The organism is Enterobacter adelaidei (assembly GCF_041937165.1).
Classification (GTDB): Bacteria; Pseudomonadota; Gammaproteobacteria; order Enterobacterales; family Enterobacteriaceae; genus Enterobacter; species Enterobacter adelaidei.
This window is the reverse complement of record NZ_CP154353.1, coordinates 724,559-748,417: the sequence shown is the minus strand read 5'-3', so window position 1 is coordinate 748,417 and position 23,859 is coordinate 724,559. Positions and strand designations below refer to the sequence as shown.

General features: G+C 53.9%; 23 protein-coding genes. 8 read left to right on the top strand and 15 right to left on the bottom strand.

What is annotated here, in order from left to right; all coding sequences use genetic code 11:
• Positions 1–8 precede the first annotated feature (8 nt).
• Entirely contained in the window at positions 9–959 is a 951-nt protein-coding gene (locus AAHF05_RS03685; RefSeq protein WP_129323928.1) for a family 43 glycosylhydrolase, read from the top strand.
• Positions 960–977: 18 nt separating this feature from the next.
• Here the strand turns inward: AAHF05_RS03685 and ampE are convergent, their stop codons facing one another.
• Both ampE and ampD read right to left on the bottom strand, forming a co-directional pair.
• Positions 978–1,832, bottom strand: coding sequence for a beta-lactamase regulator AmpE (gene ampE, locus AAHF05_RS03680; RefSeq protein ID WP_028016700.1), 855 nt, complete (start codon positions 1,830–1,832; stop codon positions 978–980).
• A gap of 9 nt (positions 1,833–1,841) precedes the next feature.
• Entirely contained in the window at positions 1,842–2,393 is a 552-nt protein-coding gene (ampD, locus tag AAHF05_RS03675) for a 1,6-anhydro-N-acetylmuramyl-L-alanine amidase AmpD (protein WP_028016699.1), read from the bottom strand.
• 87 nt (positions 2,394–2,480) lie between these two features.
• On the opposite strand from ampD, the gene nadC reads away from it, so the two are divergent.
• The 4 genes from nadC (at position 2,481) to hofC (ending at position 6,553) form a co-directional block, all read left to right on the top strand.
• Positions 2,481–3,374 carry a carboxylating nicotinate-nucleotide diphosphorylase gene (gene nadC / locus AAHF05_RS03670; protein ID WP_028016698.1) on the top strand — a complete coding sequence of 298 codons (894 nt, stop codon included), beginning with the start codon at positions 2,481–2,483 and terminating at the stop codon, positions 3,372–3,374.
• Between the two features lie 174 nt (positions 3,375–3,548).
• Positions 3,549–3,986, top strand: coding sequence for a prepilin peptidase-dependent pilin (ppdD, locus tag AAHF05_RS03665; protein WP_028016697.1), 438 nt, complete (start codon positions 3,549–3,551; stop codon positions 3,984–3,986).
• A 10-nt stretch (positions 3,987–3,996) separates the two neighbouring features.
• Positions 3,997–5,379: a type II secretion system protein GspE gene (gene gspE, locus AAHF05_RS03660; protein WP_049005277.1), complete on the top strand. Its 1,383-nt coding sequence runs from the start codon at positions 3,997–3,999 to the stop codon at positions 5,377–5,379.
• On the top strand, positions 5,369–6,553 hold the full coding sequence (gene hofC, locus AAHF05_RS03655) for a protein transport protein HofC (protein ID WP_108089572.1): 1,185 nt from the start codon (positions 5,369–5,371) through the stop codon (positions 6,551–6,553). The genes gspE and hofC overlap by 11 nt, the downstream gene beginning before the upstream one ends.
• 33 nt (positions 6,554–6,586) lie before the next feature.
• On the opposite strand, the gene AAHF05_RS03650 is transcribed toward hofC, so the two are convergent.
• On the bottom strand, positions 6,587–7,630 hold the full coding sequence (locus AAHF05_RS03650; RefSeq protein WP_129323929.1) for a GMP reductase: 1,044 nt from the start codon (positions 7,628–7,630) through the stop codon (positions 6,587–6,589).
• A gap of 228 nt (positions 7,631–7,858) precedes the next feature.
• Here AAHF05_RS03650 and coaE point away from each other — a divergent pair, with 228 nt between their 5' ends.
• Genes coaE through yacG form a run of 3 tightly spaced genes read left to right on the top strand, consistent with a single transcriptional unit; the run spans position 7,859 to position 9,426 of the window.
• Positions 7,859–8,479, top strand: coding sequence for a dephospho-CoA kinase (gene coaE / locus AAHF05_RS03645; RefSeq protein WP_028016693.1), 621 nt, complete (start codon positions 7,859–7,861; stop codon positions 8,477–8,479).
• Complete coding sequence (gene zapD / locus AAHF05_RS03640) at positions 8,479–9,222, top strand: cell division protein ZapD (RefSeq protein ID WP_028016692.1); 744 nt, start codon at positions 8,479–8,481, stop codon at positions 9,220–9,222. The genes coaE and zapD overlap by 1 nt, the downstream gene beginning before the upstream one ends.
• Positions 9,223–9,231: 9 nt before the next feature.
• Positions 9,232–9,426 (top strand): DNA gyrase inhibitor YacG, encoded by a 195-nt coding sequence (yacG, locus tag AAHF05_RS03635; protein WP_028016691.1) that lies wholly within the window; start codon positions 9,232–9,234, stop codon positions 9,424–9,426.
• 34 nt (positions 9,427–9,460) lie between these two features.
• Here yacG and mutT read toward each other — a convergent pair whose 3' ends face one another.
• The 12 genes from mutT to murD form a co-directional block, all read right to left on the bottom strand.
• Entirely contained in the window at positions 9,461–9,853 is a 393-nt protein-coding gene (gene mutT / locus AAHF05_RS03630) for an 8-oxo-dGTP diphosphatase MutT (protein WP_028016690.1), read from the bottom strand.
• Positions 9,854–9,910: 57 nt separating this feature from the next.
• Positions 9,911–12,616: a preprotein translocase subunit SecA gene (secA, locus tag AAHF05_RS03625; RefSeq protein ID WP_129323930.1), complete on the bottom strand. Its 2,706-nt coding sequence runs from the start codon at positions 12,614–12,616 to the stop codon at positions 9,911–9,913.
• A 58-nt stretch (positions 12,617–12,674) separates the two neighbouring features.
• The gene (gene secM / locus AAHF05_RS03620) at positions 12,675–13,178 is read right to left on the bottom strand and encodes a secA translation cis-regulator SecM (RefSeq protein ID WP_075204721.1); all 504 of its coding nucleotides are present in this window, start codon (positions 13,176–13,178) and stop codon (positions 12,675–12,677) included.
• Positions 13,179–13,459: 281 nt separating this feature from the next.
• On the bottom strand, positions 13,460–14,377 hold the full coding sequence (gene lpxC / locus AAHF05_RS03615) for a UDP-3-O-acyl-N-acetylglucosamine deacetylase (RefSeq protein ID WP_028016687.1): 918 nt from the start codon (positions 14,375–14,377) through the stop codon (positions 13,460–13,462).
• A 101-nt stretch (positions 14,378–14,478) separates the two neighbouring features.
• Positions 14,479–15,630 (bottom strand): cell division protein FtsZ, encoded by a 1,152-nt coding sequence (gene ftsZ, locus AAHF05_RS03610; RefSeq protein WP_008501978.1) that lies wholly within the window; start codon positions 15,628–15,630, stop codon positions 14,479–14,481.
• A 63-nt stretch (positions 15,631–15,693) separates the two neighbouring features.
• Positions 15,694–16,950, bottom strand: coding sequence for a cell division protein FtsA (gene ftsA, locus AAHF05_RS03605; RefSeq protein ID WP_006173845.1), 1,257 nt, complete (start codon positions 16,948–16,950; stop codon positions 15,694–15,696).
• Complete coding sequence (gene ftsQ / locus AAHF05_RS03600) at positions 16,947–17,789, bottom strand: cell division protein FtsQ (RefSeq protein ID WP_008501979.1); 843 nt, start codon at positions 17,787–17,789, stop codon at positions 16,947–16,949. The genes ftsA and ftsQ overlap by 4 nt, the downstream gene beginning before the upstream one ends.
• Position 17,790: 1 nt before the next feature.
• On the bottom strand, positions 17,791–18,711 hold the full coding sequence (locus AAHF05_RS03595) for a D-alanine--D-alanine ligase (protein ID WP_129323931.1): 921 nt from the start codon (positions 18,709–18,711) through the stop codon (positions 17,791–17,793).
• A complete protein-coding gene (gene murC / locus AAHF05_RS03590; protein ID WP_028016685.1) occupies positions 18,704–20,179 on the bottom strand; it encodes a UDP-N-acetylmuramate--L-alanine ligase in 1,476 nt (491 codons plus the stop codon). The genes AAHF05_RS03595 and murC overlap by 8 nt, the downstream gene beginning before the upstream one ends.
• A 57-nt stretch (positions 20,180–20,236) precedes the next feature.
• A complete protein-coding gene (murG, locus tag AAHF05_RS03585) occupies positions 20,237–21,301 on the bottom strand; it encodes an undecaprenyldiphospho-muramoylpentapeptide beta-N-acetylglucosaminyltransferase (protein ID WP_049005271.1) in 1,065 nt (354 codons plus the stop codon).
• On the bottom strand, positions 21,298–22,542 hold the full coding sequence (gene ftsW / locus AAHF05_RS03580; protein ID WP_028016683.1) for a cell division protein FtsW: 1,245 nt from the start codon (positions 22,540–22,542) through the stop codon (positions 21,298–21,300). Before ftsW ends, murG begins: the two co-directional genes overlap by 4 nt.
• The gene (gene murD, locus AAHF05_RS03575; protein WP_128348250.1) at positions 22,542–23,858 is read right to left on the bottom strand and encodes a UDP-N-acetylmuramoyl-L-alanine--D-glutamate ligase; all 1,317 of its coding nucleotides are present in this window, start codon (positions 23,856–23,858) and stop codon (positions 22,542–22,544) included. Before murD ends, ftsW begins: the two co-directional genes overlap by 1 nt.
• Between the last annotated feature and the right edge of the window lies 1 nt (position 23,859).

Below are 23,859 nucleotides of genomic sequence, written 5' to 3'. Positions count from 1 at the left end.
AACGCCGAATGCAAACCTGGCCAAACCCGTTTATTGAGCAACGCGCCGATCCGTACATTTTGTACCACGCGGGGCAATACTATTTTATTGCCTCCGTGCCGCAGTATGACAGGCTGGCAATCCGCCGCGCAGATTCGCTGGAAGGGCTGCGCAGCGCCGACGAAGTGGTGGTGTGGCGTAAACCCGACACCGGCCCTATGAGCGAGTTAATATGGGCACCGGAGCTGCATCATATTGACGGTAAGTGGTACATCTACTTTGCAGCGGCACACACTCAGGCGCTCGACAGGCTCGGCATGTTCCAGCACCGCATGTTTGTGCTGGAATGTACTGACCGCGATCCGCTCGCGGGCACGTGGGAGGAGAAAGGTCAGGTCATCACGCCATTTGATACCTTTGCGCTGGATGCCACCACTTTTGTGCACCAGGGGAAACGCTGGTATCTGTGGGCGCAAAAAGCCCCGGATATCTCCGGTAACTCCAACCTCTATCTGTGTGAAATGGAAAATCCGTGGACGCTAAAAGGCGAGGCGGTGATGCTCAGCAAGCCGGAGTATGACTGGGAGTGCCGTGGATTTTGGGTTAACGAAGGCCCGGCAGTACTGTTTCACGGCGACAAACTCTTCATCAGCTATTCCGCCAGCGCGACCGATGAGAACTACTGCATGGGTCTATTGTGGATCGATATGACCGCCGATCCGCAAAACCCGGCGAACTGGCAGAAATCTCCTCGCCCGGTATTCACCACCAGCGATGAAAATCGCCAGTATGGCCCAGGGCACAACAGCTTTACGCAGACGCCGGATGGGGAAGATGTGCTGGTGTATCACGCACGTAACTACACCGAAATTGAAGGCGATCCGCTTTACGATCCGAACCGTCATACCCGCCTGAAGCTTGTCCGCTGGAAAGAAAACGGGATGCCTGATTTCGGCATCCCGCCTGCGGATACGCTTTAGTGTTTATGGCGCGCTGGCCTACACCAGCGTGCCGTAAATGGTCAGCAGCGCCACGACCACCACCACCACAAATGACGTTTTCTTCGCCATCGACACTGCGGCTTTTGGCGTTTCAATCTTATCGGTATGCGGCTCGCGCGCCAGAGAGAACTGAGCCAGACGCGTTAACACCTGGTACTGCGACGTATGGCGATCGGCAAGAGAAGCGAACCACGCAGGCAACGCTTTTTCACCGTGACCAATCAACGCATACACCACACCCACGAACCGCACCGGGAGCCAGTCAAGCACATGCAAAATGGCATCAATCCCAGACTGCAAGCGCTCATGCGGCGTCAGATAGCGGGCAAGCCAGGTCTGCCAGGCACGAAGAAAAGCATAACCCATCAGCAATACCGGTCCCCACGGGCCCCCCACCACAAACCAGAACAGCGGTGCCAGGTAGTAACGAAAGTTAATCCACAGAAGCGCGTTTTGCAGCTCACGTAAAAACTCACGTTCATCGCAATCCGGTGGCACCCCATGGATCATGGTCAGTTCGCTCGCCATCGCACTACGTGCATGGGCATCATCACGAGATGCCGCTTTAAGATAAGCGTGATAATGCAAACGTACCTTCCCCGCGCCAATGCACAACACACCCAGCAGGATCCACACAACAAGTAGCGGCACGTTGAAAAAGAGTCCGTGCAGCGAGCGCAGCAGCAGAAACGTAATCACCATTACCCCTGCCAGCATCAGCAGCGTGCGCAGCATGGAAAAGTGCTTAATCCGGCGGAAAAGCACCTCCAGCCGGTGATCCAGATGCCAGTGCTCGCCGAGTTTGAACAGGCGTTCGGCGATGATGACCAGCAGCATGGTAAACAACGTCATGTTATCTCCTTATTCTGACGGCGCAGTAAGCATGGCGCGAAACCGGGACCAGTCAAAGGCCGGGCCGGGATCGGTTTTTCTCGCCGGAGCGATATCACTGTGTCCCGTGATATTTTCGGCGATGGCCGGGTAGAGTCCAATAAGCGTTTTGGTGACAGCCACGAGCTGTTGATACTGTGAATCGGTATAGGGCACGGTATCAGTGCCTTCCAGCTCGATTCCTATAGAAAAATCGTTGCATCGTTCGCGCCCCTGGTACATCGACACCCCGGCATGCCAGGCGCGTTTATCAAAGGGAACATACTGAACGACTTCACCATCGCGACGAATCAGACAATGAGCCGACACGCGCAGATGTGCAATCTCAGCAAAGAAAGGATGGGCATCAGGATCTATCGTTCCTGTGAATAATGCATCGATCCACGGACCGCCAAACTCACCCGGCGGGAGACTAATATTATGAACAACCAGCAGTGTGGGCTTTTCATCCTCCGGGCGGCAGTCGTGGTGCGGCGAGGGCACATGCCGCGCATCCACCAGCCATCCGTTTTCTAACAACATGCTGGAACTCCTTATGTATGGTGCTGTTACTCGGTTCAGAGTAGCATGTTTCAATATTATGATTCGTTACCAATTTGGAGTTTTATCATGCCGCCTCGCCGCTACAACCCCGACCACCGACGTGAAGCGCTTCTGGAACGTATTAATATGGATATTCCGGCAAGCGTTGCCCATGCTTTGAAAGAAGATCTGGGCGGTGACATCAATGCCGAAAAGGATATTACTGCCCAATTATTGCCAAAAGAAGCACGTTCGCACGCGGTCATTATCACTCGTGAAGATGGCGTTTTTTGCGGCAAGCGCTGGGTTGAAGAGGTCTTTACCCAACTGGCTGGGGATGATGTGCAGATCACCTGGCATGTTGAAGACGGCGATGCGATTACGGCAAACCAGCCGCTGTTTGAGCTGAATGGTCCTTCACGCGTTTTGCTCACCGGTGAACGAACCGCGCTTAACTTCGTCCAGACCTTATCCGGGGTGGCAAGTGAAGTACGCCGCTACGTTGACCTGCTTGTCGGCACCCGTACGCAGTTACTGGATACCCGCAAAACACTGCCGGGCCTGCGTACAGCGCTGAAATACGCGGTGCTCTGTGGCGGCGGCGCAAACCATCGGCTGGGGTTGTCAGACGCGTTCCTGATTAAAGAGAACCATATTATTGCCTCGGGTTCGGTGCGTCAGGCGGTTGAAAAAGCCTTCTGGCTGCACCCGGATGTCCCTGTCGAAGTGGAAGTCGAAAACCTGGAAGAACTGGTGCAGGCGATAAAGGCCGGAGCCGATATCATTATGCTCGATAACTTCGAAACCGAGCAGATGCGTGAGGCAGTAAAACTGACTAACGGACAGGCTCAGCTTGAGGTATCCGGCAACGTGACGTTCGATACTATCCGCGAATTCGCCGAGACCGGTGTTGATTACATCTCCGTCGGGGCGCTGACCAAACACGTGCGTGCCCTCGACCTCTCGATGCGCTTTAAATAGTGTCTTCTCCCCTCTCCGCCTGGAGAGGGGAATTTCAGCTCCGCTCGCAAATCCGTTGTCCTTCCCTGCAACACCGAATGAATTCTCTGAAGCCCCCTTCCCGTTCCCTTTTTTGTGCCTCGTACCTGCCCTTTTGCGCTGTCAGAGTAGCGCCATTCAACATAAGGAGCAGACATGGACAGACAACAGGGATTTACACTCATTGAGCTGATGGTGGTCATTGGCATTATTGCCATTCTGAGCGCCATCGGCGTACCCGCATACCAGAATTACCTGCGAAAAGCCGCGCTGACCGATATGCTGCAAACCTTCGTTCCCTACCGCACCGCCATTGAGCTTTGCGCACTGGATCATGGTGGGTTGGAACGTTGTGACGCGGGCAGTAACGGTATCCCTTCCCCTACCACAACGCGTTACGTCTCAGGAATGAGCGTGGCGAAAGGGATTGTGATCTTAACGGGACAGGAGAGTCTCAACGGGCTGGAGGTGGTCATGACGCCACAGTGGAACGACGGCAACGGCATGACGGGCTGGATGCGTGACTGCAACATCAGTGCTGACAGTACGCTTAAACAAGCTTGTGAAGATGTTTTCCGCTTCGACACTAACTGAGGAGCAGAGAATGAATACGGATCAACTCGTGGCACTCTGTCTGCGCCATCACGCTCTGCTGCTAACCAGCGATAGTGACATGATTAGCATCGCCGTCGTGGGAAACCCTGGCAGTGAGTTAATGGAAGCCCTGCGTTTCGCGACCCAAAAACGGATTGATATCGAATGCTGGAGCACTGAGCGTATGGAAAAACACCGGCAGTTAACGTCACAATCACATCTGCCTGTCGTTTCTCCTTCACATTCAGCAGTAGATATCCTCAACCACACGCTGCAACAGGCGATAAACCAACGCGCATCAGACATTCATATAGAACCGATGGAGCACGCATGTCAGATCCGCTTACGTATTGACGGCGTACTGTGCCCGCAACCTCCGCTTTCTGCAGCACTGGCAACCCAGTTCAGCGCGCGTTTAAAAGTGTTAAGTAACCTGGATATTGCCGAGCGCCGTTTACCGCAGGACGGTCAGTTTACGATTGAGCTGGCAAATGAGCCGATCTCATTTCGAATCGCCACGCTTCCCTGCAGCGGTGGCGAGAAAATTGTGCTGCGCCTGTTGCATCAGGTTCAGCAGGCTCTTGAGCCGAAAGCACTTGGTATGAGTACTGAACAACTGACCTGCTTTAACGACGCTCTTCATCAGCCACAGGGGCTGATTCTGGTCACGGGTCCCACAGGCAGCGGCAAAACGGTGACGCTTTACAGTGCGTTGCAGGCCCGTAACACGCCGGATGTTAACATCTGTAGCGTGGAGGATCCCATTGAGATCCCCCTTGCGGGATTAAACCAGACGCAGATTAATCCCCGCGCGGGCTTAACATTTCAGAGCGTGCTGAGAGCGCTGCTACGTCAGGATCCAGACATCATTATGGTCGGCGAAATTCGTGATGGTGAAACGGCTGAGATTGCCATTAATGCCGCCCAGACCGGGCATCTGGTGTTATCGACGCTGCACACTAACTCAACAACAGAAGCCCTGACTCGCCTGGAGCAGATGGGCGTGGCGCGCTGGATGATATCTTCCGCACTCTCGATGGTGATTGCTCAGCGCCTGGTTCGTCGTCTGTGCCCACATTGTCGCCGGGAAGCCAGCGAGCACGCTGAATTACCTCGCTCAGTCTGGTGCAGACCGCTTCCACGCTGGCAACCCACAGGTTGCGATCGTTGCTATCACGGTTTCTATGGCCGCGTGGCCATTTTTGAAGTTCTTGCGATCGATAGTTTCCTGCGGCAGGCCATTGCCAGCGGCGCAGGAACCGAAGTGATAGAAGCAAGTGCCCGACAGGCAGGAATGCTTTCCCTGTTCGAACACGGCTGTATCGCGGTTGAACAGGGGCTGACCACGCTCGAAGAGTTGCTGCGCGTTCTGGGAATGCCCGATGGTTGCTAATCAACTCTGGCGCTGGCGAGCGCTTTCCATTGAAGGAGAGCCCCGGAGTGGAACACTCTGGGCGACAGACCGTAATGCGGCTTTCACCAGACTGATGCGTAACGAGTTGCATCCGCTGGCAGTGACCCGATGCTCACAGAAATACCGCTGGCGGCCACATCACTGCTACGAGATGTTTCGCCAGCTCGCGACTCTTCTGCAGGCTGGGCTGACATTGTCCCATAGTCTGCAAATGCTGGCGGACCAGCATCCATTAAAGCCCTGGCAGGCACTCCTGCAAAGCATTGCCGATGAACTTGGTGAAGGATGCTCTTTTTCTGAGGCACTAAAGCGATGGCCAGCGGTCTTCAGCCCATTGCATGTCTCGATGGTGAAAACCGGTGAACTAACAGGAAAACTGGAGGAGTGCTGCCGCCGGCTAGCACAGCAACAAAAGTCTCAGCAGTTGCTCAGTGCAAAAGTGAAAAAGGCACTGCGCTATCCGGTGATAATCCTGATGCTGGCTGTAATCGTCGTTCTGGCAATGGTCACTCTGGTCTTACCCGAATTTGCTGCTATCTACAGAACGTTTAATACCCCGCTCCCGAAACTGACACAGATTGTCATGGGGATGGCCGCCTTTATGCAGTCATATTCCCTCGCACTGTTCTCGGGACTGCTTGTACCTGTGGCTGCCGCCTGGATTCTGCGAAATGCCCCTCGCTGGCAACGTATCTTGCTGCATACTCCCGTCATGGGCGCACTGGCAAAAGGCCAAAAACTGGGACAGATCTTTACCGTGCTGTCGCTTACACAACAGGCGGGTATTCCCTTTTTACAGGGGCTGGAGAGCGCGGAGGAAACCGTTGAAAGTTGTTACTGGCGGGGGATACTCCGCTGCGTTCGGGAGGACATTGAAAAAGGTCTCCCCATCTGGTCATCCTTCCAGAAGACGGCAATCTTTACCCCGCTGTGTATTCAGCTTTTACGAACCGGTGAAATGTCAGGTGCGTTGGACGTCATGCTGAAGAACCTTGCCCACCATCACACGGAGCAAACCTTCCAGCAGGCAGATAACCTGGCGGCACTTCTGGAGCCTTTGCTTCTGATTGTGACGGGAGTCATCATCGGTACACTGGTGGTGGCAATGTACCTGCCTATTTTCCATCTGGGGGATGCGATGAGTGCAGGATAATGCTGGCGCACGGGCATGCGCCAGCTGAAGCTATTACAGACTGTTGAACACGCGGTTTTCCTGCTCCTGAACGCGGATAAACGTAGTACGTTTCGTCAGCTCTTTCAGACGGGATGCCCCAACATAGGTGCAGGCTGAGCGTAAGCCGCCAAGGATATCGCGCGCAGTGTTTTCGACCGGGCCACGCAGTGGCAGCTTCACGGTTTTGCCTTCAGCCGCGCGGTATTTTGCTACGCCACCGACGTGACGGGTCATCGCAGATTCAGAGCTCATCCCGTAGAACAGCATAAATTTCTCGCCATTCTCTTCAACAACAGTGCCACCACTCTCTTCGTGACCTGCCAGCATACCGCCGAGCATCACGAAGTCTGCGCCGCCGCCAAAGGCCTTCGCAACATCACCCGGCATGGTGCAACCGCCGTCGCTGATGATTTGGCCGCCCAGACCATGCGCAGCATCAGCGCACTCAATCACGGCGGAAAGCTGCGGATAACCGACACCGGTTTTAACGCGCGTGGTGCATACGGAACCCGGGCCAATGCCTACTTTCACAATGTCGGCACCGGAAAGGATCAGCTCTTCACACATTTCGCCGGTCACCACGTTACCCGCGATGATGGTTTTGGTCGGCCAGGCTTCGCGAGCCTTGCTGACAAACTGCACGAAGTGCTCGGAATAACCGTTCGCCACATCAATACAGACGAAGTTTAGTGCTGGATTCGCATTCAGGATCTGCTTGGTCTTCTCAAAATCCGCATCGGATGTACCGGTAGAAACCATGACATGCTTAACCACATCGTCAGAAGCTGACGCAACAAATGCATTCCACTCTTCAGGAGTGTAGTGCTTATGCACAGCGGTGAGGACATCAAATTTTGCCAGCGCCGTTGCCATTTCAAATGTGCCCACAGTGTCCATATTGGCAGCAATGATTGGCACACCAGACCAGGTCTGACCGGAATGTTTAAAGGTGAATTGACGTTCAAGTTCAACGTCTGAGCGACTTTTCAGTGTAGAGCGTTTAGGGCGGATAAGAACGTCTTTGAAACCTAACTTCAGATCTTCTTCAATACGCATGTGCGGATTCCTGGGGTTAGAGGCAAATATGTTAAAAGCACAACTCCAGTGACGTTATCATACGCACTAATACCTGCTCCGCAAGACTGCGAAATTCTCTTTTTTTACGCTACAATCCTATAAATTTACCTGGTAAAAAGCCGGTAAACGGGGCTAAACAGTTGCTGGGGCACCTAAGAGTTTTAATCAACTGATTTTAATAATGAATAATTCCCAGGATTTGATTTAATGGGGTATATCGTTGCATTAACCGGCGGCATCGGTAGTGGCAAAAGTACCGTTGCGGACGCTTTCTCTCGTCTGGGTATCACGATTATTGATGCCGATATCATTGCCCGCCAGGTGGTAGAGCCTAATACACCCGCGCTAAAGGCCATCGCAGAACATTTTGGTCAGGCAATCATCAATGCCGATGGCACTCTGAATCGCCGTCAGCTTCGCGAATGCATTTTTTCTGATTCTGCGGAAAAAGTCTGGCTTAATGCCTTGCTCCACCCCATTATCCACCAGGAAACCCAGCGTCAGATTGCCGCAGCCAGCTCACCCTATGTATTGTGGGTAGTTCCGTTACTGGTGGAAAATCAGTTGCAGAAAAAAGCCGACCGGGTGCTGGTGATTGATGTCTCTCCCGAAACGCAAATCCAGCGCACCATGATGCGCGACCGCGTCTCGCGTGAACATGCTGAACAAATTCTTGCCGCTCAGGCCACGCGCGATCAGCGCCTTGCTGTGGCGGATGATGTTATTGATAATAACGGCGCACCAGATGCCATTGCATCGGATGTTGCCCGTCTGCACGCACAGTATCTGACGTTTGCCGCGCAGACCGTTGCACAGGAAAAACCATAATGTCGACTCACATCCTTTTTGAGCATCCGCTCAACGAAAAAATGCGTACCTGGTTACGTATCGAATTTCTCATTCAACAGCTTTCACAGCATCTCCCTGTCAACGATCATGCCACGGCGTTACACTTCTTCCGTAACGTGGGCGATCTACTGGATGTGATTGAACGCGGAGATGTCCGCACAGAATTGCTCAAAGAGCTGGAGCGCCAACAACGTAAATTGCAGGCCTGGACTGAGGTCCCCGGTGTCGACCAAAGCCGTATCGACGATCTCCGCCAGCAGTTGAAAGCCAGCAGCACCCTTCTGATGGCCGCGCCACGTGTTGGACAATTTTTGCGTGAAGACCGCCTGATTGGCCTGGTCCGCCAGCGTCTGAGTATCCCTGGCGGTTGCTGTAGTTTCGATCTCCCGACGCTTCATATGTGGCTGCATATGCCGCAAGCTCAACGTGATGCACAGGTGAATAGCTGGCTGGCGAGTCTGGAGCCGATGCACCAGACGCTGTCGCTTATCCTCGATCTGATCCGTAACTCAGCCCCATTCCGTAAGCAAACCAGCCTGAACGGTTTCTACCAGGATAACGGTGATGATGCCGATCTTCTACGCCTGAACTTATCGCTTGGCGAACAGCTTTACCCACAAATTTCCGGACATAAAAGTCGTTTCGCCATTCGCTTTATGCCGCTGGACAGTGAAAATGGCACCGTGCCAGAACGTCTCGATTTTGAACTGGCCTGTTGTTGAGGAGTACCGATGTCTGACGTAACCACCGTAAACTGCCCGACCTGTGGCAAAACCGTTGTCTGGGGCGAAATGAGCCCATTCCGCCCATTTTGCTGTAAACGCTGTCAGTTGATTGATCTGGGAGAATGGGCAGCGGAGGAGAAACGCATTCCGAGTGAAGGCGATCTCACGGATAGCGATGACTGGAGCGAGAACCAGCAGTAACGTATAAAGCCTGCTGGCGCTTCGCTTAGCAGGCCTACCTGTTTGCCACTAATCGGCGAATCACAGGCTCATTAGCCGGTGGGAATTTTTCGGCATCACTTACCTGAAGTTCAACCCAATTACCCGGTTGTCCCTCTTTCCCCCAGGGTTCACCTTCCCAGCTTTCTACCAGCCAGAACCACAGCGTGATGTGCCTGTCCGGAAACTGGTATTCGAGCTTATCAAACAGCGTTGCGCCAAGTGGAGTAATCCCCACCTCTTCCTGCAGTTCGCGAACCAGCGCCTCTTCCGGCGTTTCACCTGATTCGATTTTCCCCCCCGGAAACTCCCATTTGTTCGCCATATGGGCGTCAGCCGCGCGCTGGGTAATGAAGATTTGGTTTTGCGGGTTGCGAATAATCCCGACGGCAATTTGCAGTATTTTCATAGTGTCACTTCCATAAAAAAGGCGCAGATGTCTGCGCCTTTTTGCTTTTTCATGAACTTAGTTCAGACGGCCGTGGCACGCCTTGTATTTTTTACCGGAACCACATGGGCACGGATCGTTACGGCCCACTTTACGATCGCCCGTCTGCGCTGCGATCGCCGCTGCGGCTTCACTGTCATCAGTCTGGTGGCTCAGCTGTTGCATCTGCGCCAGACGCTCAGCTTCTTCGCGACGCTGCTGCTCCATCGCTTCCACTTCTTCCGGCATACGCACCTGAACCTTGCTCAGGGTGCTGATCACTTCATATTTCAGCGACTCCAGCATCGACGCAAACATCGAGAAGGATTCACGCTTATATTCCTGCTTCGGATCTTTCTGTGCATAGCCACGCAGGTGGATACCCTGACGCAGGTAGTCCATCGCCGCCAGGTGCTCTTTCCACAGTGAGTCCAGGGTCTGCAGCATTACACCTTTTTCGAAGTGACGCATCATCTCGGCGCCAACAACCTCTTCCTTACGCTTGTAGACATCCAGCGCAGTTTCGTAAATACGTTCGCGCAGCGTCTCTTCATGCAGCTCAGGCTCTTTGTCCAGCCACTCTTTGATTGGCAGATCGAGGTCAAAGTCGTTTTTCAGACGTTCCTGGAGACCTTCGATATCCCACATCTCTTCCAGAGACTGCGGTGGAATATGCGCGTCGATAGTCGCTTTGAATACGTCTTCGCGAATGCTGTTAATGGTTTCGCTCACGTCAGACACGTCCAGCAGTTCGTTACGCTGGGTGTAGATTGCACGACGCTGATCGTTAGCCACATCATCATATTCCAGCAGCTGCTTACGAATATCGAAGTTGCGGCTTTCCACTTTACGCTGCGCGTTTGCAATCGCTTTAGTGACCCACGGGTGCTCAATGGCTTCGCCTGGTTTCATGCCCAGCTTACGCATCATACCGGATACACGGTCAGAGGCGAAAATACGCATCAGCGCATCTTCCATAGACAGGTAGAAGCGGGAAGAACCGGCATCACCCTGACGACCCGCACGTCCACGCAGCTGGTTATCAATACGACGAGATTCGTGACGCTCGGTACCAATAATGTGCAGACCACCGGACGCCAGAACCGCGTCATGACGAACCTGCCAGTCGGCTTTGATCTGCGCAATCTGTTCTGGCGTTGGGTCTTCCAGTTCAGCCACTTCAGCCTGCCAGCTACCGCCCAGCATAATATCGGTACCACGGCCCGCCATGTTGGTGGCAATGGTCACGGCAGCCGGATAACCCGCCTGCGCAACGATATCTGCTTCTTTGGCGTGGAATTTAGCGTTCAGTACGTTGTGTTTGATACCCGCTTTAGTCAGCTCGTGAGAAACCACTTCGGATTTCTCGATGGAGATGGTCCCTACCAGAACCGGCTGACCATTCGCAGTACGATCGCGAATATCTTCGATAATCGCCTGAATTTTTTCCGCTTCGGTCATGTACACCAGGTCCGGCATATCCTTACGGATCATTGGACGGTTGGTTGGCACCACCACGGTATCCAGCTTATAGATGGAGCTGAATTCAAACGCTTCGGTATCGGCAGTACCGGTCATGCCCGCCAGCTTCTCGTACAGACGGAAGTAGTTCTGGAAGGTGATAGACGCCAGCGTCTGGTTTTCATTCTGAATATCCACACCTTCTTTGGCTTCCACAGCCTGGTGCAGGCCATCAGACCAGCGACGCCCCTGCATGGTACGGCCGGTGTGTTCATCGACGATGATCACTTCGCCGTCTTTTACGATGTAGTCGACGTCGCGGGTAAACAAGGCATGGGCACGCAGGGCTGCGGTCACGTGGTGCATCAGCATGATGTTGCTCGGAGAGTACAGAGACTCTCCCTCTTCCATGATGCCTTCAGCGACCAGCAGTTCTTCAATTTTCACCAGACCACGCTCGGTCAGGTTCACCTGGCGCGCTTTTTCATCAACGGAGAAGTGGCCTTCACCCTGGAAGGTATCGGAGTCTTCTTTCTCCTGACGCAGCAGGTGTGGAATGATTTTGTCGACTTTACGGTACATCTCAGAGCTGTCTTCAGCCGGGCCGGAGATAATCAGCGGAGTACGCGCTTCATCGATCAGGATGGAGTCCACCTCATCCACCAGCGCATAGTGCAGCTTACGCTGTACGCGCTCTTCCGGGCTGAACGCCATGTTGTCACGCAGGTAGTCGAAACCGTATTCGTTGTTCGTACCGTAGGTAATATCCGCGTTATACGCTTCACGCTTGGCTGGCGCAGGCAGGCCAGACATGTTGATGCCGACAGTCATACCGAGGAATTCGAACAGTGGACGGTTGTTTTCGGCGTCACGCTGTGCCAGATAGTCGTTGACGGTGACGACGTGAACGCCTTTACCGGTCAGCGCGTTCAGGTATGCCGGCAGCGTTGCGGTCAGGGTTTTACCTTCACCGGTACGCATTTCCGCGATGCAGCGTTCGTTTAGCACCATACCACCCAGCAGCTGAACATCGAAGTGACGCATGCCGAACACACGCTTGCTCGCTTCACGGACCACGGCGAAAGCTTCCGGGATCAGGCTTTCTAAGGTTTCACCTTTTTCCAGACGCGCACGGAATTCCGCCGTTTTGGCTTTCAGCTCGTCATCAGAGAGCTTCTCCATCGCCGGTTCCATGCCATTGATGACTGCGACGGCTTTGCGCATACGGCGCAGGGTACGATCGTTACGACTACCGAAAACTTTGGTTAATAATTTGATTAGCATAATAAATTCTCAAACGCCCCATCGTGGGCAGATAAATTAAGGTATTGAAAAAGTTAATTTAACTGAGGCGTTGAGGCCCGGCGCGAATACCGTGAACCTGGCTAATCCATGTTGAAACGGAGAATGAGGCAGGAGGAACGAACGCGAATCGCGCCGTTTGACGCACCATGACCGGTGGCTGGCTATCCTGAGTGAGCAGCGCATTGAGCGTATCGAGCAGGGCAAGATGCTGAGCCTGCTCCGGCCGCGCCGTTTCAGCAACAGGCATTGCCTGCGGTGCCATCGCAAATGACAAATGGCGGATAACCGTGCGAATGGCGTGCTGGTGCCAGTAATCTACTGAGAAATTCGGGCGGCGACTGGCTTCAAGCCACGCGAGGTTCGTAAAATTAACCCGCGTATTGAGATCGTGTTTGGTTGTGGAGGTTTTCGGCGGTGTCGCTGCTTCAGCACTGTTACTGAGCGCAGGCAAGCCGAGACTCGCCGCGACCATCCCTAATAAGAGATGCGGCCAGAAGTAACGTCTGCCAAATTGTCGCCAGCGCGTCAGTATTCCGCTCACTTGCTCCACCACATAAGTCAGCCTTTACAAGCTGAAGTCAGTTATTCTTTTAAGCGCCCAGATATTACCACTAAAGCCAATACACAGCAGCAGGAATGACATACTACTGCGGGGAAAAACGGTCAAGAATGCAGCTAACGCACAGATTTTCAACGTATGGCAACGGATTGAGGGGCTGAGGGTAAAAATGAAGATAGGTATAAATAAAAATGACTGGTTCCCCTGGTCGGAGAGAGTACCAGGTTAACCAGTCAATTTTTTTTACGAAACGGCTTGTACCGTTACGCCAGAACCGTGCTTGGTGCTTTGAACGCCAGAGGCAGCTCTGCTTCGTCTTCGAAGGTCACATATTCCCAGGCTTCCTGTTTTGCCAGGACGGCCTGCAACAGTTTGTTGTTCAGCGCATGACCGGATTTGAACGCGGTAAATGCACCAATGATGTTGTGACCACACATGAACAGGTCGCCAATAGCGTCCAGCATTTTGTGACGAACGAATTCATCTTCGAAACGCAGGCCGTCTTCGTTCAGTACGCGATAATCGTCAACAACGATGGCACAATCGAAGCTGCCGCCCAGGCACAGGCCGCGGGACTGCAGATATTCGATATCACGCATGAAGCCAAATGTACGGGCACGGCTGATCTGGCGCATGAATGCATCAGCAGAGAAGTTCATCGCATAACGTTGGGTGCTGGAATCAATCGCCGGATGGTTAAAGTCGATGGTAAAGTCCAACGAGAAACCATTGTACGGTTTGAATTCAGCCCACTTGTCGCCATCTTCGACACGAACGGTCTCTTTGATGCGAACAAATTTCTTCGCGCAGTTCAGTTCTTCGATGCCAGCATCCAGCAACAGATAAACGAACGGAGCAGCACTACCATCCATAATCGGGATTTCTGGCGCATCAACTTCAACAATAATGTTGTCGATACCCAGACCCGCCAGGGCGGCGTTCAGGTGCTCTACGGTAGAAATCCGCACGTCATGCTCGTTCACCAGACAAGTACAGAGCATAGTATCACGCACAGATTTGGCATCGGCCGGAAAATCTACCGGTGGATTCAAGTCGGTGCGACGATAGATGACCCCGGTATTGGCCGGCGCAGGGCGTAACGTCAGTGTGACTTTTTTGCCGGTATGTAAACCGACGCCAGTCGCCTGAACGATACGTTTAAGTGTCCTTTGTTTGATCATCGTATAATCTCGCCAAATTAACTATCCAACCGAGAGTGTATATCACTAACGGTGGGCCAGTTTAGCACAAAGAGCGCAAATCCCCAAATTCCAGCCAATTCTTAGTCAGCTTGCTTACGCAGGAATGCCGGAATATCCAGATAATCTGGCTCTTTCGCAGTTTGCGGTGTTGGGTCATTAACCACTTTCGCGGCCGGCTTCTGCTCCTGAGTCAAAGGAGACATACCGTGCTGCTGGTAACGGTCCATTACCGGTTGCTGAGTCTGTTTGTTAGTCACCAGCGTGATTTCAGGACGCTTGTCCATACCGATACCGGTGGCAACCACAGTCACGCGGAGTTCGTCGTTCATTTCTGGATCAAGGGAAGTACCGATTACCACGGTCGCATTGTCAGAGGCGAACGCACGAATGGTGTTACCCACGGTTTCGAACTCATCCAGACGCAGGTCAAAGCCAGCGGTAATGTTGACCAGCACGCCGCGCGCACCAGACAGGTCGATATCTTCCAGCAGTGGAGAAGAGATAGCCATTTCAGCCGCTTCTTCTGCACGGTCTTCACCGCTCGCCACGCCAGAGCCCATCATCGCGTAGCCCATTTCGGACATCACGGTGCGAACGTCTGCAAAGTCAACGTTCATCAGGCCAGGACGGGTGATCAGTTCGGCGATACCCTGAACCGCGCCTTTCAGCACGTCGTTTGCTGCGCCAAAGGCGTCCAGCAGGGAGATACCGCGACCCAGAACTTTCAACAGCTTGTCGTTCGGGATGGTGATCAGAGAGTCCACATGTTTGGACAGCTCGGTGATACCCTGCTCCGCAAAGGCCATGCGCTTCTTGCCTTCAAAGTTGAAAGGCTTAGTCACAACAGCAACGGTCAGGATACCTAAATCTTTAGCAACTTCAGCCACAACAGGTGCAGCACCAGTACCGGTACCGCCGCCCATGCCTGCTGCGATGAAGACCATGTCCGCACCTTCCAGTGCAGCACGCAGGGCTTCACGATCTTCTTCAGCCGCATTGCGACCGACTTCCGGGTTAGCCCCAGCGCCCAGCCCTTTGGTGATACCACCGCCGATCTGGATAGTCTGGCCAACAGCCGTTTTACGCAGTGCCTGCGCATCGGTGTTAACCGCAAAGAATTCAACGCCTTCAATGCGCTCGCGCACCATATGCTCTACGGCGTTACCGCCGCCGCCACCGACGCCGATGACTTTAATCACCGCGTCGTTGGTCAGTTCCATAGGTTCAAACATAATTTCTCTCTCCGTTGTGCCTGTCGCCCGAGACCGCTAATTCTCTCCGGTCTCTTAAAAAAATTAAAACTCTTTTCGCAACCAGTTGTTCAGTCGTTTGACCCACGACCCCACTGAGACGCGTTTTTCCACTTCTGCTTCTCCACTGAGATGAGATTCTTTCCCGTAGTGAAGCAGGCCCACAGCCGTTGAATAATAAGGCTCCTGAGCATAATCCGTTAAACCGGTGATATTCAGTGGCGCACCAATACGCACCTGCGTATGGAACACGCGCTGAGCACAGGCTGCAAGACCTTCAATTTGCGCTGCACCGCCGGTTAATACAATCCCCGCCGCGAGATGATGCTTAACACCCTGCTGACGAAGCTGTTCCTGTAACTGTAAAATCTCTTCGTTGACGAGATTGAGCAGCTCGGTATAGCGCGGCTCGATCACCTCTGCCAGCGTCTGGCGTTGCAGACTGCGCGGTGGACGACCACCTACGCTTGGCACTTCAACGCTCTCATCTTTCCCAACGATAGACCCTAGCGCACAACCATGGCGCACTTTAATCGCTTCTGCATCGCTCGGTGGCGTACCAAAAGCGTAAGCAATATCGCTGGTCACGACATTCCCTGCGTAAGGGATCACTTTGGTGTGGCGCAGAGCACCGCCGGTATATACGGCCATGTCCATTGTACCACCACCAATATCGACCACACAGACGCCCAGTTCACGTTCATCTTCGGTCAGCACGGAATAACTTGCCGCCAGACCGGCGAAAATAAGTTGGTCAACTTTCAGGCCACAACGTTCAACAGCTTTTACAATGTTCTTCGCCATATCGTTGTGACATGTGATCAGGTGCACTTTTGCCTGCATACGCACGCCAGAAAGACCTACCGGGTTCTTGATACCCTCCTGGTAGTCGATGGCATATTCCTGCGGGATCACATGCAGTACGCGATGCTCATCGCGGACACGCACGGATTTCGCCGTATGCACAACGTTTTCAACGTCTTCCTGTGTTACTTCTTCTTCAGAAATCGGTACCATACCGATTTCGTTCTGGCAGCTAATATGCTTACCAGAAAGGGCCAGATAGACAGAAGAAATCTGGCAATCTGCCATCAATTCAGCCTGATCGATAGCGCGCTGTACGCATTTCACCACCGATTCAAGATCGTTTACCCCACCTTTATCCATACCACGGGACGGGCAACTGCCCACGCCAATGATATTGACCATACCGTCGGGCAGAACTTCCCCTACTAAAGCGGCAACCTTCGCGGTGCCAATCTCCAGTCCAACTACCAGTTTTCTGTCCGTCGCCTTGATCATTGTTGTTCTGCCTGTACCTGTGCCTGATTCTGTTGCTGATTAGGTTCCTCGACCGGAGCCGGTACCCAACCGACTGCTGCGCCTGAGTCATAGCGCAAATCAACGTAGCTTATCCGTTTGCCGTCAGTCTGTGCCTGCTGCTGTAAAACCGGGTAAAGTTCTACAAAACGCGCCAGACGCTTCATTGTGTCGCCGCGACCCAGGTTAAGCTTTATGCCGTTCGTTAACGTCAACTGCCAGGAACGGCGTGCCGTCATGGCAGCATCTTTTAACGTGAACCTGTCTTTCGCCAGCACCTGTCCCATTTCGCGAAAACCCTGTAACACTTCATTTTCGCTACCTTCAGGGCCATACAACATCGGTAGATTTTGCTTGTTGACACGATCGGTCGGGACGCTGAAGGAATTTCCGTCTACGTCAACCATGTGCTGATCATTCCAACGCGCAATGGGCACATATTCAACCAGATGAATCTTCAATTCATCAGGCCATTGCTTTCTTACACTCGCCTGTTTTATCCACGGCAGACGTTCAATCTGGCTCTGGATAATATTGACGTCCTGAGTCATAAAGGTGCCAGGCGATCCCAGCGCCAGAATTGACTGGCGAATATCATCGTTTCGCGTGTAGTGACGTTCACCGGTGACCACCAGCTTAGAAAGCGGTAACCGTTGTGCGTCTTCCATCCAGCCCAGGACCATCCAGCCGCTGATAAACACGGTGCACAGCACCCCGAGCAGGAAAATAATCCCTGCAAGACGCGTTCCATTACTCCGGCGTGAAGAAGTGTATTCTTCTTCGTCATCGCGGTTGCGTGTGTTCAATGCAGCCTGAGACATATCAGCCCGCCTGGTCCAGAATACGTACGACTAACTGCGAGAAACTCATTCCCGCCTGACGTGCAGCCATCGGCACAAGGCTGTGGCTGGTCATGCCTGGCGAAGTATTGGCTTCCAGCAGGTAAAATTGGCCATCACTGTCGAGCATGACATCAATGCGTCCCCAGCTGCGGCATCCTAGAACATTCCAGGCTTTAAGCACCAAGGACTGTAAATCTGCTTCACGTTCTGCTTCAAGACCACTTGGGCAGAAATATTGCGTCTCATCAGAGAGATACTTCGCCTCATAATCATAGAAGACTCCAGCGGGTTGGATACGAATTGACGGTAAAATTTCTTCGCCAAGCATCGCAACGGTAAATTCCGGTCCGCTGAGCCATTTCTCAATCAGAACTTCTTCATCATGTTGAAATGCCAGTTCTAAAGCGGCTGATAAATCTTCAGCTTTATCAACTTTGGACATCCCAACACTTGAACCTTCCCGACTCGGCTTAACAATAACCGGTAAGCCCAGTTCAGCAATGCGTGTATTAACGCTATCCGACAGGCCCAATTCAAATTCGCGACGCGTCAGTGCAACCCATGGCGCGACAGGCAAGCCTGCCCCCTGCCACAGCAATTTGCTGCGCAGTTTATCCATAGAGATCGCGGAAGCCATCACGCCGCTGCCGGTGTACGGCATGCCGATTAAATCCAGCAACCCTTGCAGGGTACCGTCTTCGCCACCACGACCGTGCAGCGCGATAAAGACCTTATCGAAACCCATCGCTTTCAGTTGCGTCACATCCGTTTCTTTCGGATCGACCGGATGGGCATTGACGCCCCCTTCACGCAGACCCGCCAGCACCGCCGCACCGGAATTCAGGGAAACCTCGCGCTCTGCGGAGGTACCACCAGACAGGACAGCAATCTTATCAGCCATGATGCTCATCCTCCTGGGTTTGCGGCTTCAGTTTGATTTCGGCTAAGGTACGGGCGATTTTGCCGATATTTCCGGCACCCTGAATCAGAATTAAATCGTTACCTGTCAGTACCGGTGCCAGAATTTCTGCCACCTGCGCCGGGTCAGAAACCAGAATAGGGTCCACTTTCCCGCGGCCACGAATGGTGCGACATAATGAACGGCTGTCAGCACCTGGAATCGCGGTTTCGCCTGCAGAATAAACATCCAGCATTAACAGGGTATCGACCTGTGAAAGCACGCTGGCGAAGTCGTCATACAGATCGCGGGTACGCGTGAAGCGGTGCGGCTGGAAGATCATGACCAGATTCTTGTCAGGCCAGCCAGCGCGCGCGGCTTTGATGGTCGCGTCCACTTCGGTCGGATGGTGGCCGTAGTCGTCCACCAGCATCGCGGTACCGGCTTTACCATTCACGGCGTCCAGCGGGAATTCACCGAGGAAGTCGAAACGACGGCCAGTCCCCTGGAAGCTCTCCAGCGCCCGCAGAATCGCCTCGTCATCAATACCTTCTTCCGTTGCAACAGCAACTGCCGCTGCCGCATTCAGGGCGTTATGACGGCCTGGCGCATTCAGCGTCACGTGCAACAGTTCTTTGTCCTGACGCGCGAGGGTGAAATGCCCCTGCGCACCAATCTGTTTGTACTCTTCCACACGGACATCAGCATCTTCACTGAAGCCATAGGTGGTGATTTGACGCCCGACACGCGGCAGCAGCTCGCGGATCACGGGATCGTCTACGCACATCACCGCGCGTCCATAGAACGGCAGGTTATGCAGGAAGTTGATGAAAGTCTGTTTTAAGTTCTCGAAGTCACCCTGGTAGGTATCCATATGGTCAGCTTCGATGTTAGTGACAATCGCCACCATCGGCTGCAGGTGCAGGAACGACGCGTCGCTCTCATCTGCTTCCGCAATCAAATAACGACTGTGTCCCAGACGCGCATGTACGCCTGCGGCTTTGACCAGACCACCATTGACGAACGTCGGGTCGAGACCCGCTTCCGCATAAATACTGGAGACCATCGCCGTGGTCGTGGTTTTACCGTGGGTACCGGCAATGGCGATACCGTGGCGGAAACGCATCAGTTCCGCCAGCATTTCTGCACGGCGGATCACCGGAATTCGCGCTTCATGGGCGGCAACAATTTCCGGGTTGTCAGAGGAGATGGCGCTCGATACCACCACCACGCTCGCATCGCGCACGTTTTCCGGGCGATGGTTGAAATAGATAGTCGCCCCAAGCGACGCCAGTTGCTGCGTAACAGGGTTTGGCGCGAGGTCAGACCCGCTGATCTGATAACCTTCGTTAGCTAACACTTCGGCAATACCGCCCATGCCAGCACCACCGATGCCAACAAAGTGAATGTGCCGGACGCGACGCATCTCGGGCACGATTGAACGCAGTTTTGCCAGTTGTTGTGTATTCATTCTCTAAACGCCATCGACTACTTAAAAATTCGTGCAGCGCAACACGCGCTGCGAGGGTTAAGCCTGGGCAGCCAGGCTCACTTCTTTTGCCACCCGTTCCGTCGCATCAGGGATGGCGGTCGCACGCGCGCGTTCTGCCATCTCCAGTAATACGTCTCTGTTCCAGCCCGCCAGGGTGGTGGCGACCGCATCGGCGGTAAATTGTGGCTGCTCAAATATTTTTGCGGCACCCGCTTTCTCAAGCGGCAGCGCATTCCAGTACTGCTGTCTGTCTTTGTGCTGGAACGGCACAAACAGGGCAGGTAAACCGGCGGCGGCGATCTCACTCACCGTCAGCGCGCCTGAGCGACAAACGACGACATCGGCCCAGGCGTATGCTGCTGCCATGTCATCAATAAACTCTGTAACGTTATGCTGCGACTGCCCCGCCTCGGCGTAAGCCTGCTCAACGGTCTGCTGAGCACCTTTTCCGCTCTGGTGCCAGATGGTAACGGCATCCCCCAGCTTTGCAGCAACCTGCGGCATCGTCTGGTTTAAGATGCGCGCGCCCTGAGAACCGCCGACGACCAGCACACGAACCGGCCCTTCACGGCCCGTCAGGCGAGCATCCGGCAGCGGCAGTGCCAGCACATCCACACGAACCGGGTTACCCACGACGTCCGCTTTCGGGAACGCGCCGGGAAACGCCTGCATGACTTTGGTGGCAATTTTCGCCAGCCATTTGTTAGTCAGGCCGGCAATTCCGTTCTGCTCATGCAATACGACAGGGATACCTAACGACCATGCAGCCAGCCCGCCAGGACCAGACACATAACCGCCCATGCCCAGTACCACATCCGGCTTAAAGCGCTTCATGATGGTACGCGCCTGACGCCAGGCGTTAAAAATCCGCACCGGCGCCAGGAGTAGCGCCTTGATACCTTTGCCACGCAGGCCAGAAATACGAATAAAGTCGATCTCGATCCCGTGCTTCGGCACCAGATCGGCTTCCATGCGGTCTGCGGTTCCAAGCCAGCGAACCTGCCAGCCCTGATCCATTAAATGGTGCGCAACCGCCAGCCCCGGGAACACATGCCCCCCGGTACCGCCTGCCATCACCATTAACCGCTTCGGTTGATTCATCGTGAACCTCGTGTAAACGCCTGGGCTTTCTCCAGACGCGTCTCATAATCTATGCGTAACAAAAACATGATGGCTGTCGACATGATCAACAGACTCGAACCACCATAACTGATCAACGGCAACGTCAGGCCTTTGGTCGGCAGCATACCTGCTGCGGCCCCGACGTTAACCAATGCCTGGAAACTAAACCAGATACCAATTGAGCAGGCTAAGAAACCTGAGAAACGGTGATCGATTTCCAGCGCTTTTCGGCCAATAGACATGGCGCGGAAAGCGACGAAGAATACCATTAATAGCGCTAATACCACACCGATATAACCCAGTTCTTCCGCAATAATGGAGAAGATGAAGTCAGTATGCGCTTCCGGTAAATACTCCAGCTTTTGAACGGAATTGCCCAGGCCTTGCCCCCAGACCTCACCACGTCCAAAGGCCATCAACGACTGAGTCAGCTGATAACCGCTGCCGAACGGGTCTTCCCACGGATTCCAGAAGGATGTCACACGGCGGATACGATAAGGCTCGGCGAGGATCAGCAGCACAACCGCCGAAATCCCCATCCCGATGATAGCGATGAACTGCCACAGCTTCGCGCCCGCCAGGAACAGCATCGCCAGGGTGGTAACGAACAGCACGACAACGGTACCGAGGTCAGGCTGCGCCAGCAGTAATACCGCCAGCACCAGAATCACGCCCATCGGTTTTAAGAAGCCGCGCAGGTTGTTACGCACTTCATCTACCTTACGCACCAGGTAGTTAGCCAGGTAGCAGAACAGGGAGAGCTTGGTAAATTCCGCAGGCTGAATACGCAGCGGGCCAAAGGCAATCCAGCGCGATGCCCCGTTTACGGAGCTCCCCACCACCAGAACGATCAGCAGCATGATGATTGAAGCAATCAGCATTGCCGTACTGTGCCGCTGCCAGAACTCCATCGGCAGACGTAAAGTCACCAACGCCAGGCAGAATGCCAGGATGATGTACAGACCATCACGCTTGGCAAACAGGAAAGGATCGTTCGCCAGACGCTGTCCAACAGGCATTGAGGCCGATGTCACCATAATAAAACCGACCGCTGCCAGCCCCAGCGTGAGCCAGAACAGCGTGCGATCGTACATGATCAGGCTGTCGTTATCTTTTTGACGAGAGCCCATCACCCAGCCTTTCAGTGCCGCAAACAACCACACCAGGATCCCAAATCCTGGCAGGCGCGGCATTCTCAGGCGAGGGAGAGATAAACGCATCAGCCTAACTCCTTCGCCAGGCGGGTAAAGACATCACCACGCTGTTCGAAATTCTTGAATTGGTCAAGACTGGCGCACGCCGGAGAGAGCAGTACCATATCGCCAGGCTTCACACGTGGGGCAATCAGACGCATAGCCTGTTCCATGGTTTCGGTTTGCTCGGCGACCTCAGGGCGCAGTTCAGCCAGTTCACTGCCGTCACGACCAAAGCAGTAGAGACGAATGTTATCGCCAGTAAGATACTGCTTCAGGGAGGAGAAATCGGCTGACTTACCGTCGCCGCCCAACAGCAGATGCAGCGTGCCGTCAACGTGCAGGCCGTTCAGCGCAGCCTCAGTGCTGCCCACATTGGTAGCTTTGGAGTCGTTAATCCAGCGAACGCCGTTATGCTCCAGCGCCAGCTGGAAACGATGCGCCAGACCGGAAAACGTGGTCAACGCTTTCAGGCTGGAAGAGCGCGGTAAACCCACTGCATCCGCCAGCGCCAGTGCTGCCAGGGCATTGGTATAGTTATGCTGACCGGAGAGTTTCATCTCTTTGACGTTCAGCACTTTCTCACCTTTTACCCGCAGCCAGGTTTCCCCTTGCTGACGGTTCAGGTGGTAATCACCCATGGTAATACCGAAGCTAATGCAGCGTTCATCCGCCCCACGCACTGGCATGGTCAGCGCGTCATCCGCATTGACCACACAGACTTTGGCATTTTCATACACGCGCAGCTTGGCAGCACGGTACTGCTGCAGACCAAATGGATATCTGTCCATATGATCTTCGGTCACGTTAAGGATCGTCGCAGCGGCAGCGTGCAGGCTGGAGGTCGTTTCCAGCTGGAAGCTGGAAAGCTCGAGGACATATAGTTCACAGCCTTTGTCCAGCAGCATCAGCGCTGGCAGGCCGATATTACCGCCTACCCCTACGTTCATGCCTGCAGCTTTCGCCATCTCACCCACCAGAGTGGTTACGGTGCTTTTGCCGTTAGAACCGGTAATGGCAATAACCGGTGCCTGTGCTTCGCGGCAGAACAGTTCGATATCGCCGACAATCTCAACGCCCGCATCCGCAGCAGCGCTCAGTGACGGATGCGCCAGGGCCATACCCGGGCTGGCGACAATCAGATCGGCTGCCAGCAACCAGTCATCATTCAGACCACCAAGGTGGCGTTCAACCTGTTCCGGCAGCTTGTCCAGACCCGGCGGTGAGACACGCGTATCCATCACGCGTGGCGTCACGCCGCGCGCGAGGAAAAAGTCCACGCAGGAAAGGCCAGTAAGGCCCAACCCGATGATAACGACTTTTTTGCCCTGGTAATCTGCCATG